Source organism: Tenacibaculum holothuriorum, assembly GCF_002120225.1.
Lineage (GTDB): Bacteria > Bacteroidota > Bacteroidia > Flavobacteriales > Flavobacteriaceae > Polaribacter > Polaribacter holothuriorum.
The window spans coordinates 395,893-410,550 of sequence record NZ_LAPZ01000001.1 but is presented as its reverse complement, the minus strand read 5'-3'; the positions used below and the strand labels follow the sequence as shown (position 1 = coordinate 410,550).

The 14,658-nt window shown below is 30.8% G+C and carries 14 protein-coding genes; 5 read left to right on the top strand and 9 right to left on the bottom strand.

Annotation, left to right across the window (positions count from 1 at the left end; all coding sequences use genetic code 11):
- From argE to WH52_RS02000, 4 genes are all read left to right on the top strand, one after another.
- Window positions 1–1,149 carry an acetylornithine deacetylase gene (gene argE, locus WH52_RS02015; RefSeq protein ID WP_086029245.1) on the top strand — a complete coding sequence of 383 codons (1,149 nt, stop codon included), beginning with the start codon at window positions 1–3 and terminating at the stop codon, window positions 1,147–1,149.
- 49 nt (window positions 1,150–1,198) lie between these two features.
- A complete protein-coding gene (locus WH52_RS02010; RefSeq protein ID WP_086029244.1) occupies window positions 1,199–1,870 on the top strand; it encodes a Crp/Fnr family transcriptional regulator in 672 nt (223 codons plus the stop codon).
- 74 nt (window positions 1,871–1,944) lie between these two features.
- A complete protein-coding gene (locus WH52_RS02005) occupies window positions 1,945–2,877 on the top strand; it encodes a hypothetical protein (protein WP_086029243.1) in 933 nt (310 codons plus the stop codon).
- A 70-nt stretch (window positions 2,878–2,947) separates the two neighbouring features.
- Window positions 2,948–3,418 carry a DUF6495 family protein gene (locus WH52_RS02000; protein ID WP_086029242.1) on the top strand — a complete coding sequence of 157 codons (471 nt, stop codon included), beginning with the start codon at window positions 2,948–2,950 and terminating at the stop codon, window positions 3,416–3,418.
- On the opposite strand, the gene WH52_RS01995 is transcribed toward WH52_RS02000, so the two are convergent.
- Window positions 3,396–4,079 carry an SIR2 family NAD-dependent protein deacylase gene (locus WH52_RS01995; RefSeq protein ID WP_086029241.1) on the bottom strand — a complete coding sequence of 228 codons (684 nt, stop codon included), beginning with the start codon at window positions 4,077–4,079 and terminating at the stop codon, window positions 3,396–3,398. The genes WH52_RS02000 and WH52_RS01995 overlap by 23 nt on opposite strands.
- A gap of 86 nt (window positions 4,080–4,165) precedes the next feature.
- Here WH52_RS01995 and WH52_RS01990 point away from each other — a divergent pair, with 86 nt between their 5' ends.
- Window positions 4,166–4,840, top strand: a complete 675-nt coding sequence (locus WH52_RS01990; protein ID WP_086029240.1) for a TrmH family RNA methyltransferase — start codon at window positions 4,166–4,168, stop codon at window positions 4,838–4,840.
- Here the strand turns inward: WH52_RS01990 and WH52_RS01985 are convergent.
- The 8 genes from WH52_RS01985 to WH52_RS01950 form a co-directional block, all read right to left on the bottom strand.
- The gene (locus WH52_RS01985) at window positions 4,830–7,148 is read right to left on the bottom strand and encodes a type IA DNA topoisomerase (RefSeq protein ID WP_086029239.1); all 2,319 of its coding nucleotides are present in this window, start codon (window positions 7,146–7,148) and stop codon (window positions 4,830–4,832) included. The two genes, WH52_RS01990 and WH52_RS01985, sit on opposite strands and share 11 nt — an antisense overlap.
- Before the next feature lie 173 nt (window positions 7,149–7,321).
- Window positions 7,322–8,536, bottom strand: a complete 1,215-nt coding sequence (locus WH52_RS01980; RefSeq protein WP_086029238.1) for a TlpA disulfide reductase family protein — start codon at window positions 8,534–8,536, stop codon at window positions 7,322–7,324.
- 95 nt (window positions 8,537–8,631) lie between these two features.
- Complete coding sequence (locus tag WH52_RS01975) at window positions 8,632–10,860, bottom strand: M1 family metallopeptidase (RefSeq protein WP_086029237.1); 2,229 nt, start codon at window positions 10,858–10,860, stop codon at window positions 8,632–8,634.
- A gap of 74 nt (window positions 10,861–10,934) precedes the next feature.
- Window positions 10,935–11,426, bottom strand: a complete 492-nt coding sequence (locus WH52_RS01970) for a DUF6702 family protein (protein WP_086029236.1) — start codon at window positions 11,424–11,426, stop codon at window positions 10,935–10,937.
- A 29-nt stretch (window positions 11,427–11,455) separates the two neighbouring features.
- Window positions 11,456–12,253, bottom strand: coding sequence for a carboxypeptidase-like regulatory domain-containing protein (locus WH52_RS01965; protein WP_086029235.1), 798 nt, complete (start codon window positions 12,251–12,253; stop codon window positions 11,456–11,458).
- A 78-nt stretch (window positions 12,254–12,331) separates the two neighbouring features.
- Window positions 12,332–13,111, bottom strand: coding sequence for a carboxypeptidase-like regulatory domain-containing protein (locus WH52_RS01960; RefSeq protein WP_158091345.1), 780 nt, complete (start codon window positions 13,109–13,111; stop codon window positions 12,332–12,334).
- A complete protein-coding gene (locus WH52_RS01955; protein ID WP_086029233.1) occupies window positions 13,111–13,956 on the bottom strand; it encodes a carboxypeptidase-like regulatory domain-containing protein in 846 nt (281 codons plus the stop codon). The genes WH52_RS01960 and WH52_RS01955 overlap by 1 nt, the downstream gene beginning before the upstream one ends.
- A gap of 138 nt (window positions 13,957–14,094) precedes the next feature.
- Complete coding sequence (locus tag WH52_RS01950; RefSeq protein ID WP_086029232.1) at window positions 14,095–14,628, bottom strand: hypothetical protein; 534 nt, start codon at window positions 14,626–14,628, stop codon at window positions 14,095–14,097.
- Between the last annotated feature and the right edge of the window lie 30 nt (window positions 14,629–14,658).

Here is a 14,658-nt window from a genome sequence, read left to right as displayed (position 1 = left end):
ATGACAGCCAAAGAGATTTTAGCAAAACTTGTGAGTTTTGATGTATTGAGTAAAGAAAATAATTTACATCTAGTTGATTGGATCAATAATTATATTAAGCAATATGGTGTAGAAACAGTATATGTGTATAATGAAGAAAAAACACAAGCTTCCTTACATTGTAGAATAGGTCCAGCAGTAGATGGAGGAATTATTTTATCAGGACACACAGATGTAGTTCCTGTGAAAGGACAACCATGGGATACCAATCCGTTTGAGTTGGTAGAAAAAAACGGAAAGTTATTTGGAAGAGGTGCTTGTGATATGAAAGGCTATTTGGCTTGTTTCTTATCTGTATTACCACAAATGGTCGAAGCTAATTTATCAATACCCATCTATTTTGCCATTTCCTATGATGAAGAAATAGGGTGTTTAAGGGCTCCTGAATTGGCTGAACATATCAAATCATATTATACAGAAAAACCAAAATATGCAATTATTGGAGAACCGTCAATGATGCAACCTATAGTGGGGCAAAAAGGGATATTATATGTAGAAACAGAGGTAAACGGAAGTCAAGGGCATAGCAGTAGAATAGAAAAGGAGGTAAGTGCAATTCATGAAAGTACTCGATTGATACTTTGGCTAGAAAATAAAATGAAGGAGTTGTCGGAACAAAGTAGAAATGAATCCTTTTTACCACCATATTCCACTATGCATGTAGGACAAATAAATGGAGGAATAGCAACCAATGTAGTTGCAGGAAAAACTACTTTTCAATGGGATGTTCGCTCAATTCCAGAAGACAGTATTATGGATATTGTAAATGAATATCAGGATTATTGCGATGAATTACAAGAAGAAAAAAGAAAACTATTTCCAGATTTTAAAATAGAAAATACTTTATTACACCCACCAGTTCCTGGATTACAAACCGATGAAAAAGCTTCTGTCGTAGATCTTATTTCCGAAGTAACTGGAAATAATAAACCTAGTTATGTAGCCTACGCAACTGAAGCAGGACAATTTGCTGAAGCTGGATTTGAGAGCATTATTTGCGGACCAGGTTCAATAGAACAGGCACATAGAGCAAATGAGTTTGTATCTATAGAACAATTAAACCTTGGAGTACAAATGATTGAAAATATTGTAAAGAAAATTAGTATTTAAACACTGTAAGGAAGTAGCTTACTTTTCGACTCTAAAGTAAAAGTAAACTATGTCTGCACTTTGGTTTTTAGAAGATATTAACCTTTACAAACTACTTTGTCCTCATAAATATCCTGAGTACAAGAAAAACCACGTGCTAAATTCCTACAAAAAGAGCGATTACATTTATTTTGAACAAGATGCAGCCAATAAAATTTATTTGATAGACAAAGGAAAAGTTAAAATAGGCTATTATACAGAAGAAGGAGAAGAAATGATAAAAGCCATTTTAACTAAAGGAGAATTGTTCGGGGAAAAGGCAATTTTAGGAATAGAAAAAAGAAGTGAATTTGCCCAGTCTATTGATAATTCTACTATAATATGTCCTGTTTCAAAAGATACTATGTATTCTTTAATGAGAGACAATGTTTCAGTAAGTTTCAAAATATATAAATTCATAGGTTTAAGAATTAAAAAATTAGAACGTCGTTTACAATTACTACTATTTAAAGATACTAGAACACGATTATTAGAGTTTTTTAATGAACTATGTGAAGATTATGGTTATGAATGTGATGAAACAGGAGATAATGTAATAAAACATCCATACACTCAAAAGGATATAGCTACATTAATTGGAACTTCTCGCCCTACTTTAAATGCAATTATGAATGAGTTAAAACAAGATCAAATAATTGATTTTAACAGAAAAGAAATTAGACTGCTCAAAAAAATTGCCTAAGTGTAAGCTAGCTGACATTTTAAAAAAAACATCCAAAATATCTTTGTTTTTGTAAAATCTAAAATACAAAAACAATGAAAAAAATAATTTTAAGTTTAGCTGTAATTAGTACGTTAATTTTTACAGCTTGTAGTGACGATAATGATAATTTACCAACTACAAAAACGGTTACTCAGTCTTTTCAAAATTTACCTGATTTAGGATCCAATTATGTATATGAAGGTTGGTTAATTGTTGGTAATGAGAAAATTTCTACAGGAAGATTTTCACATACAGAAGGAGCAAACCATACAAGTAGTGCTTTAGATATTGCAAAAGTATCAGCAGCTACAATGTATGTATTGACAATTGAGTCTACGAACGAAACAGGAGCAGATTTAGCAATCCCTAGTGGTTGGATTTTCTCAAAAGGTGCTTTTACAGGAAATAATGCAGCTCCTTCTACCGATGATGCATTATATAAAGGAGCTACTAATTTAGAAACAGCTACTGCTCAAGCATTTTTAAAAGCTCCATCAGTAGGAACAGTTGGTGGTGATGCAAACGGAATTTGGTTTATTAATGCATTACCACCAACTTCTGGAGGATTTACAAACTTACCAACTTTAGCAGATGGTTGGATTTATGAAGGTTGGGTAGTTGTAGATGGGAAAGATGGAAATAAAGTTCCAGTTTCTACAGGAAGATTTTCAGACCCGAATGCAGCTGATGTTAGTTTCTTCGGAGCTGCAAATAACAATGAGTTTAAAGGACCAAATGGGGTGCCACCATTTCCTGGAGAAGATTATATTGTGGATCCAAATAATAGATATCCGAATGTAACCTTCCCTATAGATTTGACGAGTGCTACGGTTGTTATTAGTATAGAACCAACAACGAATGACGCTCAAGCTCCTTTCGGATTAAAACCATTTGTACAAGCATTAAATAACCAAGCAGTAAGTACAGCCTTTACAGTTGATAATAATTATGCAGGTAAAGCAATATCAGGAAATGTATCTAGATAATTTTATATGAATTTTTGAATTCATTTAGAAATTCAGATATTTGAACCGCCTAAAAAGAGGCGGTTTTTTTATGAAATATAGACAGCTTACAAAAGAACAATTCGAAAGTTTGCACGAAGAATTTGCACGCTTTTTAGCTTCTCAAAGTATCGATAAAAAAGAATGGGAAGCATTGAAGAAAGAAAAGCCACACGTAGCTCAGGATGAAATGAATGTGTTTAGTGATGTTGTGTGGGATGACGTTTTAACAAGAACAGAATATTTAGAACATTTCTCTGAAAAAGTAGTAAACTTATTCAAATGTGAAGAAGATAAAATGCATCGTATTGTAATTGAAATTAATAAAGATATTAATGTTCAAGAGCAAGAAGGATACGAATGGTTATTGAAGAATCCAAAAGACAATGCTGTTGAATATTTAAGTGGTTCGAAAAAATATATTCAAGAAAGAAATACCGAAATATTCGATTTAATAGAGAAGGGGAGTAATATTTCAAAAGGAGAATTATACGAATATTTTAATCGATTAATAACTCAATAAGTTTGTCGGTTCCAGTACTAGCAATGTCTTCAATAATGGTTAAGTTATTGAAGGCATTTTTAGTTACACTTGGCTTAGGGTCTATAAAGTATATTGGAATGTTTGGCTGTATATAGTTTACCAAACTAGCAGCAGGATAAACTTGCATTGAAGTACCAATAACAACAAGAATATCGGCTTTTTCTACAATTTCTATGGCAGTCTCAATCATTGGGACATCTTCTCCAAACCAAACTATATGAGGGCGAATTTGTGCTCCATCTTCAGCTACATCTCCAAGTACAATATCTTTTTTCCAATCAAAAGTATCATTAATATTGTTGGTGCTTCTAGCTTTTAATAACTCACCATGCAAATGTGTTACGTTGTTACTTCCAGCACGTTCGTGTAAGTCATCAACATTTTGAGTAATGATTTCAACTTGAAAATGTTTTTCCAATTCAACTAAATTAAAATGAGCTTTATTTGGCTTTACAGTAAGTAATTGTCTTCTTCGTTGGTTATAAAAATCAAGAACTAATTCCGGATTCGCTTCAAAACCTTGAGGAGAAGCAACTTCATAAATATCATGTCCTTCCCATAACCCATCAGCATCTCTAAAAGTTTTTATACCGCTTTCGGCACTAATTCCCGCACCAGTAAGAACCACAAGTTTTTTCATTTTAAATAGTTAGTTTGAGTTGAATTTTTAAGGTTTCATTATAAAAACCGATGATTAAAAATAACAAATTTTAGTATGTTTGCTGTATGATGGATAAAGATTTGTTAACTTTTTTAGAAGACTATGTTACTGACGAACGTAAGCAAAAGTTTAAAGATGTTTTAGCAGAGCGTACAAGACATTTTACCGTAGTTTTAGAAAATATTTTTCAGCCGCATAATGCAAGTGCTGTGGTAAGAAGTTGTGATATTTTTGGAGTTCAAGATGTACATACTGTAGAAGATAATTATATACGTAAAGTATCGAGAAGAGTAGCTAAAGGAAGTCAAAAATGGATAACATTTCATCGTTATAAAGAAGGAACTAATAACATAAAAACTTGTGTTAAAGATTTAAAAGAGAAAGGGTATCAAATTGTGGGTACCACACCGCATACAGATTCTTGTATGTTAGCAGATTTTGATGTTACTAAAAAAACTGCTTTTGTTTTTGGAGAAGAAAAAGATGGAATTTCTGATTATGTAAAAGAAAATGCTGATGGATTTTTAAAAATACCCATGGTTGGTTTTACTGAAAGCTTAAATATATCTGTAGCAGCAGCGATTACTTTACAGGATGTTACCAATAGACTGAAAAAATCTAATATTGAATGGCAACTAACCAAAGATGAACAAACTGAATTGTATTCTGAATGGGTTGAAAGTACTATAAAAAATGTTGATAAATTAAAGCAATATTACGAAGCAGAGGTTAAATCTTAGATTGTAATATTTGTAACACCAGTTCTTTAGTCAATGGTTTTCCATTGGCTATTTTTTTGATGTTATCAAACGTAAAAACAAAATCACATCCGTTTTTATATTCAGAACAACCATAAGCCGATTTTCCTTTTAAAACACTACCTTTTTTACATTTTGGACACGTAATTTTATCACTGTCCTGAGCTGAACTTTGTTTGGGAGTTGAAGAGCCTTTTTTAGGTTCTAATTTCAATTTAAAATTATCGTCAAAACGTACCAAACCTTCAATTTTGTTATCTCCTTGTTTAAAGCCTTTTAGGTTGGTGGTACATCCTTTATCCAATAAACGGTTTAATTGGGTTTCTGAAATCTTTTTTCCTAAAAATTGGAAACTTAAAACGAAATCACATCCATTCTTATAGTTAGAACAACCATAAGCCGATTTTCCTTTTAACAATTGTCCTTTTTTACACTTCGGACATTCTTTACCAGCTACTTCTTTCTTTTTAGAAGTTTTTTTAGGTCTTGCTGAAGGAGTTTTCGTTGCAGTTTCAGCAGATAAACGAACCGTTTTTTTATTGGAACGAACTTCGTATACTAAGGTATCTACCATTCGTTTCATCTCCTTTATAAAAAGAGAGGCACTATATTCACCACGTTCAATTTCTTTTAAACGTTTTTCCCAAAGTCCAGTAAGTTCTGCAGATTTTAATAATTCATTATCTATTAAATCAATCAAGTCAATTCCAGTTTTGGTTGGAATGATTAATTTCTTTTGACGTTCTATATATTTTCTTCTAAATAAGGTTTCAATTATACTCGCACGAGTTGATGGTCGTCCAATTCCATTTTCTTTCATTAAATCCCGCATTTCGTCATCATCAACTTGTTTACCTGCGGTTTCCATAGCACGTAATAAGCTTGCTTCGGTATAATTGCGTGGAGGTTTGGTTTCTTTTTCTAAAAATGAAGGTTCATGTGGACCTTTTTCTCCCTTTTCAAAGGTAGGAAGTACGTCTTTTTCTTCATCTTTCTTTGAATCACTTCCAAACTCAAATACAGCACGCCAACCTTTGGTTAAAATTTCTTTTCCAGAAGTTCTAAAAGGTACTTTATCAGCTTCACCTTTTACTTCAGTTTTAGCAATATCGCTATCAGGATAAAACACTGCAATAAATCTACGCGCAATAATATCGTACACTTGTTGCTGATTGTATTGTAGATTAATTTCTACTCCTGTAGGAATAATTGCATGGTGATCTGTAACTTTTTTGTCGTTAAAAACTTTGGTTGATTTACGAATTTTCTTTCCTAATAAAGGCTGTGTTAAACTCGCAAATTGTTTCATTCCTTTTAAAATATTAGGAACTTTAGGATAAATATCATTCGGTAAGAAAGTAGTATCTACCCTAGGATAGGTAACCACTTTCATTTCATATAATTTCTGAACTATTTTTAAAGTTTCATCAGCAGAAAATCCAAATTTTGTATTGCAGTATACTTGTAATCCTGTTAAGTCAAAAAGCTTAGGGGCATATTCTTTTCCTTTCTTTTTGACAACAGAAGTTATTTCGAAATCGGCTTCTTTTACCTTATTGGCAAAAGCTTCTCCTTCTTCTTTTTTTAAGAATCTACCTTCTTCACAACTAAAGAGTGTGTTTCTATATAAAGTCTGTAGTTCCCAATAAGGTTGTGGCTTAAAATTTTGAATTTCTTTAAATCGATTCACTAACATGGCTAGGGTAGGAGTTTGCACCCTACCAATAGACAATACTTGCTTATATCCACCAAATTTTACTGTATACAAGCGAGTAGCATTTAAACCTAACAGCCAATCACCTATAGCACGAGAATATCCGGCATAGTAAAGGTTATTATAATCGTCGTTGGCTTTTAAATTATCAAACCCTTCTTTGATTGCTTCTTCAGTAAGTGAAGAAATCCATAATCGTTGAATTTCACCTGTATATCCAGCTTGGTTAATTACCCAACGTTGAATTAATTCTCCTTCTTGTCCGGCATCCCCACAATTAATAACTACATCAGCTTTTTCAAATAATCCTTTAACAATTTTAAACTGTTTCTGAATACCAGAATCGTCAGTTACTTTTGTATCAAACTTATCTGGAAGCATTGGGAGATTATTCAAATCCCAACTTTTCCAGTGAGGTTTGTAGTCTTTAGGCTCTAAAAGTGTACATAAATGACCAAAAGTATAGGTAACCGCATAGCCATTACCTTCGAAATATCCATCTCGTTTGGTATTGGCTCCTAAGATATTAGCAATTTCTCGGGCTACACTGGGCTTTTCGGCTATACAGACTTTCATTTAATGCGTTTAGAAAACCGAAATTAGTAAAATATTGTGGAACTTTTTAATGGTAATTTGAGAAAGGAAAATAAAGATTTTCGCTAATGGGTTTTTGACTATGCGTCGTTTTAATGACTTATAGTCACCGTTAGCGAATTTAATTTTTTAAATATTTAGAATCAAGTTAAATTCTATTCTTTCGTTAGTTGATTTACAAAACTTTTAAAGCTTGTTTTAAACTCTGTGTATTTGTTTCCTGTAGCTGGTCCATTAAAACCTGTATGTATTTTACGAACTTTTCCCTTTTTATCGATAAATATGGTAGTAGGATAGGAGAGAATATGATTTAACATAGGAAGTTTTTTTGCAGCTTCTTTTTTATCTGAACCTCCGTATTGCGCTAACAAAACAGGATAATTAATACCTATTTCTTCTTTTAATCTATTGATTTTTTGAAAGGCTTGTTTTGGAGTTCGGTCTAATTCAAAAGCTAAAGAAACAAATTCAAGATTAGGATTTGGATTGTTTTTTAAATATTCAACATAATATTTACTTTCATCTAAACAATTTGGGCACCAGCTTCCCATTATTTGAACAATGACTACCTTGTTTTTGAACTTCTCATCTGTATAAGAAACTAATTCCCCTTTTTCATTAGGAAAGGAGAAGTTAAATGTATCAAAACCTTCTTTTAGTTGTGTTAATTCTTCAGCTTTAGGTAATTCATAGGAATTATTAAGTTTTGCTGTAAAAGGTTCTTTCCAGTGATTTCCTGAGTAAAAGTTTCCATTTAAAGTAGAATCGGTAGCTTTAGCTACAAATAAAAAAGCATGAGCTCCATCGAAAGTTGAGAGTTTTAAAGAATCTCCATCCATAATTCCTTCTAAATATCGATAATCTCCAGTAGTTGTTCTAAATGTACCCGTTACGTTTCCTTCTTTATCTTGTGAGAAAATTCCTTTGGCAATATATTTATCCTTATCATTGTTAGGACTGAATACGGTTTCCCAATTTCCAGTTATGTTTACAGTTGTAGGATTGGTCTTTTCAAATCTATTTTTACTGTTTCTAAGAGCAGTAAAGGGAACTACTCTTTGTAGTGTTGGTTTGCTAAAATGACCATTTAAAAAATTATTAGAAATTTTAGCAGCAATAAATCCTTCAAATACTGGTGTTTGGATATAAACAGAATCATTTTTGTATGTAATATCCGTTACTTTTATTTTTTCTTCTGCATTGTATACTTCTAAAGAATCTTCTTTGAATACTTCAAACATAAAGGGTAAAACCTGATTGCCTTGAAGCGTTAATTCAGCTTTATAAATTCCTTTTGATAATTTGGTTTGTTGCTCTTCGTTACAAGAAACTAGGATAGTAACTAATAAGAATAAAATTGCTTTTTTCATGTAGAGTAAAAATAGAACACTAAAATACTGTTTTTAGAAAAGAAAAAAGCATCCAAATTTTTTGGATGCTTTTATATATGATATAAAATCTAATTTTATTTCTTAACCTTGTTTTTAAACTTGTTAAATTTAGATTCTTCTTTTTTAGGCCAACTATTGTTAGAAGTATCAATATCTGCAGTTTCTAAATCTGGATCTACAACAATACTCTTAACTTCTTTATCTGAAGTGAAAACTCTGTATACTTTGTTTTCATCTTTGTTCCAAATTTGAGCTGGGAAAGTTTCACGATCTTTAGTACCATCAGCATAAGTTAATTCAACAATAATAGGCATTACTAAACCACCTGGCTTTTCAAACTCTACTTGATACATATACTTTGGTAATTTCTTTAAGTTAGCTTTTTTATCAGCCGGTAAAGAGTTAATGTAATCTTCTACTTCAGAAGCATTAGCGTCTTCTTTTTTAGTAGTTAAGAAGATTAATTTACCTAAACTAGCAAAATAACCTGGATATTGTTTTTGTAATTTTTGAGTTCTTTCGTTTGGCTTATTTGTTAAGTAAATAGGCTTAACTTCTTTAATACCAATATCAGTATAATCAGTAGTATAGAACCATCCTCTCCAGAACCAATCTAAGTCCATACCAGAAGCATCTTCCATAGTTCTAAAGAAATCTGCCGGAGTTGGGTGCTTAAACATCCATCTTTTAGAATAAGTTCTAAAAGCATAGTCAAATAATTCAGGTCCCATAATAGTTTGACGTAACATGTATAAACCAGCAGCTGGTTTTGTATATGCATTAGGACCGAAGTTTTTAACATAATCTCCTTGCGCCATAATAGGAGTTAAGTTCTTTTGATCTAAACTCATGTAACGAACAATATCTTTAGGTAAATTACCTGTATTAAAATTAGGATCGTAGTCTAATTCAGCTAAAATTTCTACGAAAGAGTTTAATCCTTCATCCATCCAAGTCCATTGACGCTCATCAGAATTTACAATCATAGGGAAGAAGTTGTGACCAACCTCGTGAGTAATTACTCCAATCATTCCGTTTTTAACTCTGTCTGAATAAGTTCCGTCTTCGTTTGGACGACCATAGTTGAAACAAATCATTGGATATTCCATTCCTTGACGCTTAGCATGTACAGAAACTGCTTTTGGGTAAGGATAATCAAATGTCATTTTAGAATACTCTTCTAACGTATTTGCAACTACTCTTGTAGAATGCTCTTCCCATAAAGGATTTCCTTCTTTTGGATATAATGAAACAGCCATAACGTTTTTACCGTTAATGTTTACTGCCATAGCATCCCAAATATATTTTCTAGATGAAGCAAATGCGTAATCACGAACATTCTTCGCTTTGAAGTGCCAAGTTTTAGTTTTCGTAGTTCCTTCTTTTTCGTTTTCTTCAGCTTCTTTCTGAGTAACGATAAATACAGGATCTTTATATGATTTAGAAGCTTTTTCCATACGCTTACGTTGTTCACGTGTTAAAACTTCTTTAGGATTTTGTAAAGTACCCGTTGCATCTAAAATATGATCTGCAGGCACAGTAATTTTAACATCATAATCTCCAAATTCTAAAGCCCATTCACTACGTCCCCAGAATTGCATGTTTTGCCATCCTTCAACATTGTTGTATACAGCTAAACGTGGGAAAAATTGAGCAATTGTATATGCTTTAGTTCCGTCTTTAAATAATTCGAATCCAGAACGACCACCATCTTCAACAGAGTTATTGATTAAGTAGTTCCATTTAATTCTAAATTTAAAAATCTCACCTGGAGCTAAAGGTTTAGGTAAATTAATACGCATCATAGTACGATTAATTGTATGAGGAAGATCTCTACCATCTGCATATTTTACAGCCTCAATTTTATATCCAAAATCTTTAGCTTTGCCCATATTTTCCTCTACAAACTTAGCAGGTGTTTGCCATCCGCTAGCTCCTTTAGATTTTGCTAATGGAGTTTTAGAGTCTGGAGCACGCATATTTTGGTCTAATTGTACCCATAAATATTCTAAATTATCTTTAGAATTGTTATGATAGGTAATATGTTCATCACCATATAGTTTGTTATTGACTTCGTCTAAACGAATATCCATAACATAATCAACTTTTTGTTGCGTGTACTGATGTCCTGGTGCACCAGAAGCAGTTCTTTGATCATTTGGTGTTGGTAATACGTCTTTTAATTGACGGAATTTGTTTTGATCTGTGTGACCTTTTTGAGGTTCTTTTTTAGTTGTTTCTTGTGCAAATAATGATGCGGAAACAAAAAGAGCAGAAAATAATAGTGTAGTATACTTTCTCATTTTTTTGTTGGAAAATTGAATATTTAAAATTAGCGGAAATTTACAGAAATAATGTTACTAGAAACTAGTATTAGTTAAAAATTTAACAAACCTTTATCATTTTTTTTATCTAAAAATAAACTTTTACGCTTATTGTTAATTTTAGCTTTTACTAAATTCTGTTGATCAGGGAAGTGAAGTACTAAGATATCATTTTGAATTTCAATTGATTTGACTTCATTAACATCATCAATTTCTAGGTAAAAAAAGATGATGTTTCCATCGTACTCTTTACCAATAAACCTGTATGAATTCTCTTTATTATTAATTTTTACTTTAAAATGTTGCTTTAAGTATTTGAAGAAATGTTCATCAACATTTTTTGGTTCTTTGTTTGATGCTAATTCAAGATTTAAATTAAAGTCTTTATTAATAGCCAACTCGAAGTCATCCATAAAAACATTCATAATCATTTGTACAGATTTATTTTTTGCATCGTATTCAATCTCAGTTAATGCTAAATAATATTTGTGTACAGAAAAAGCAAATAAAGGAAGTAGTAAAAGTATAAAAACTGTTTTCTTCATAATTATCTTAAACCAATTACCGAGCCAAATTACTCTTTTTTAATTAGCTTTAAATAATTTTTATGTTCTTTTCTTAAAATGTTAATCACTTTTAGAACTTCATTGTTTTTATATAAATTTTCAATTCCTAACGGATTAGTATATTCTAAAAAGTGATAATAATTTTCTACAGGTATTTTTAATTCAACAAAGAAAAATTCTTCACCTAATTCATTTAATAATTTTGAAGGAAGACTTTCTTTAAAGTTAAGATCTTTACGTAACTGTTTGATTTGTTGTAGTTTCTTTGTACCTAAGCTAGTAGATACTCCAGCACCTTCGAATGTATTAGGAATCGTTTGAACTACATTAGGTTTTACATTTTTATCTATAAAATCGTCATTAACTTCATAAGACACTTTAACATCTGAAAAATTAGTAGCTTTAGCTACAGCATTCTCTAATTTATTTTTTTTAATTTTTGATAAATCGCTTGTTAAAACTCCAGAAAGTTGTTTTTGGATAAGAGCGACTTCATCTAGCTCATAGTTTTGTTTTTCTAAGGTTGTACGTTTTCTATATGTATTGAAATCTTTTTCGGTTAATATTTCATAAATGGATTTATAACCAATAGATGTATAGCGAATAGAATCTTGAGGTTTAGCAAAAAGACGATATTCTCCTTTTTCGTTAGAAAATGTTGCTTGATTCGTAGTAAAGTTTACAATATGTGCATTAGCTAATGGACCTTTTGCATTGTAAACAATACCGAATAAAGTTTTACGTTGATCTTGCGCATATGTAATTGAGGTGATTATTAATAACAGTAATAAAAAACGTTTTTTCATTTGGTTAGGTTTAGAGGAGATTACTCTTCTAATTTACAAAATATTTTACGTTTTTTAAAGACTATAAGATAATTTAACTTAATAGTTTTTTGGGTTTAACTTTTTAAACTCGTCTGCTTTTTTCTTTAAAAATTGTATCATGTCAATTTCACCAGCATAATACACACGATTAAATTCTTCATCAGAAGTACAGTATGAAATAAAGCGATGAATATCTGATTTTAAAATTTTAAAATCTTTTTCAATATGTAATGCAAAACGAGATTCTATTTGTTTAGTTCTATTCTCAGTAGTTTCTAGCTCTTTTAGTTTTTTTAATTTTTTAATTCTTCCAGAAATACTGTTTATAATTAAATCTAATGAAACAATGGTAGATAATTTAAATCCACCACCACGTGCAGTATGTAACCTTCTTTCTGCTGGCGTTAATTTTTTAGATCCAGCAAAAGGCAGTTTTAAGGTTTCTGCATTAATTAGTTTTTTGTCTTTTACTAGTTTACTATCAGAATAAATACTACCAATTAAATTGTTTTTCCCAACTTCAACTTCGTCTAACGTGTAATTTTCTTTGAGTAGCTCAATCCTATTTTTAGCAATTCCAAAATCGGTAACTTTTACATGTAAAATTTTAGTTTTATAACCTACAGAAGATATTTGTAATGAATCGTTGGCTTTAGCATATATTCTAAATTCACCATTTTCATTAGAGTAAGTTCCTTGTTTGGTTGTTAAATTTATAATGTGTGCATTTACAACGGCATCTACTTTATCGTATAATTCACCATAAAGATATATTCTCTTAGTTTGAGATATACTATTTAAGGAGATAAGTAATATTATAAACGATAAATACTTCACTATTGATTTTTAACAAGTTCTAAATACGGTTTGCTTTCTTGTTGAAGTATTTTTATCACTTCAATTGTCTTTCCTTCTTTATATAGACTTTCAATGTTTTTTGCGTTGCAATAATCTAAAAAATGATAATATTTTTCTTTTGGAATTTTTAACTCTGAGAAGAAAAAATACTGACCAAATTCAGATAGTAATAATACAGGAAAACGTTCTTTATACGAAACAGATTTTCTAGCTTTTTTTAATTTAAGAGAATATGCATCTGGACCGCTACTAATAGAACCTCCAACTCCTGCAAATTTAGCTGTAGGATCTGTTACTTTTCTCATATCTGGAGCTCTTGATCTATCAATTTCATCAATAGGTTTTATAACAGGCTCATTAAAATTTATATTAGAAAAATCTAAAGCGCTTTTCGATTTTACTATAGCAATATCTTCAGGAGTTTGTTTCATATCTCTTTCTAAAATACCATCTAGTAAATGCTTTTTTAGTTTTACTTCGTCTAAAGTATAATCGGTTTTTATAATTTCTATAAGATTATTACTTGCCGTAAAACTTTCTGGTTGAACGACCCAATCTTTTGTTTTATAACCAACAGATGATATTTTTATAGTGTCGTTTATTTCTGCTTTAATTCTAAATTCTCCATTTTCGTTGGTATAAGTTCCTAATTTATTATTTTGATTAATAACATGAGCATTTACAACAAAACCTATATCATCAAAAACTTTACCATACACAAACTTTTGTTTGGCTTGACTATAAATATTTAATGAGGTTAAGAGAAATAAGAATTTGAATGTTCTTTTTAAAGAGCAATAATTTTTGAGTAGTTGTTTATTCATATAGCTGATTTTTGATGTATTACAAATTAACTATGTGTTACTCTTAAAAATGTTTTAAGAAGCTCGTAAACTTTTGTTAAATAAAAAAGCAGAATCTGTTTGATTCTGCTTTTTTTAATAAATATTCTTAAATCTAAATTATTTCTTTTTTAGAGTAATAAAAAGGTCACCTTTAATTTTAAAATCTACTCCTTGTTGATCAACACTTTGGTTTAAATCAATTTTTAAAACTAAAACACCATTTTCATAACTTTTAACATAGGCTTTATCAGAAACACCATTAGAAGTAATGGTAATAACACCATTATCTTCTTTCCAATCTCCATTACCTAAACCTTCTACTAATGAAGTTGGTTGTTCAGTAGTTTGAGATTGACCGTTTACTTTAACTGTGGCTACAGTAGTAAAACTACCAGAAGCTGTTACCTTTTTAGGGCTATCTGTAAAAACATACTTAAAATCAAAATTCTTTCCATAACTGTTATAAGAACCAGCTATAGTTTGACCTGCAGCACTACCAGCAATTTCTCCATCAGAATTAAAAGCAGTAACGTCCCAAGTTCCAACTAAGTCAGCCTCAGGAATATCAATTGGAGTAAAAACTTCATTTTCGTTGTTTGAACATGATACAGCTAAAACAGCAACAAATAATAAATAAAATAATTTTTTCATAGTATTTAAAAAATTGAGTGGTTAATTTAG

Excerpts from the sequence above, each read along its gene's own strand:
- WH52_RS01985 (WP_086029239.1), bottom strand. The coding sequence starts at position 7,148 with ATGAAAGTCTGTATAGCCGAAAAGCCCAGTGTAGCCCGAGAAATTGCT.
- WH52_RS02010 (WP_086029244.1), top strand. The coding sequence starts at position 1,199 with ATGTCTGCACTTTGGTTTTTAGAAGATATTAACCTTTACAAACTACTT.
- WH52_RS01950 (WP_086029232.1), bottom strand. The coding sequence starts at position 14,628 with ATGAAAAAATTATTTTATTTATTATTTGTTGCTGTTTTAGCTGTATCA.
- argE (WP_086029245.1), top strand. The coding sequence starts at position 1 with ATGACAGCCAAAGAGATTTTAGCAAAACTTGTGAGTTTTGATGTATTG.
- WH52_RS02005 (WP_086029243.1), top strand. The coding sequence starts at position 1,945 with ATGAAAAAAATAATTTTAAGTTTAGCTGTAATTAGTACGTTAATTTTT.
- WH52_RS01990 (WP_086029240.1), top strand. The coding sequence starts at position 4,166 with ATGATGGATAAAGATTTGTTAACTTTTTTAGAAGACTATGTTACTGAC.
- WH52_RS01955 (WP_086029233.1), bottom strand. The coding sequence starts at position 13,956 with ATGAATAAACAACTACTCAAAAATTATTGCTCTTTAAAAAGAACATTC.
- WH52_RS01980 (WP_086029238.1), bottom strand. The coding sequence starts at position 8,536 with ATGAAAAAAGCAATTTTATTCTTATTAGTTACTATCCTAGTTTCTTGT.
- WH52_RS01975 (WP_086029237.1), bottom strand. The coding sequence starts at position 10,860 with ATGAGAAAGTATACTACACTATTATTTTCTGCTCTTTTTGTTTCCGCA.
- WH52_RS01995 (WP_086029241.1), bottom strand. The coding sequence starts at position 4,079 with ATGAAAAAACTTGTGGTTCTTACTGGTGCGGGAATTAGTGCCGAAAGC.
- WH52_RS02000 (WP_086029242.1), top strand. The coding sequence starts at position 2,948 with ATGAAATATAGACAGCTTACAAAAGAACAATTCGAAAGTTTGCACGAA.
- WH52_RS01965 (WP_086029235.1), bottom strand. The coding sequence starts at position 12,253 with ATGAAAAAACGTTTTTTATTACTGTTATTAATAATCACCTCAATTACA.
- WH52_RS01970 (WP_086029236.1), bottom strand. The coding sequence starts at position 11,426 with ATGAAGAAAACAGTTTTTATACTTTTACTACTTCCTTTATTTGCTTTT.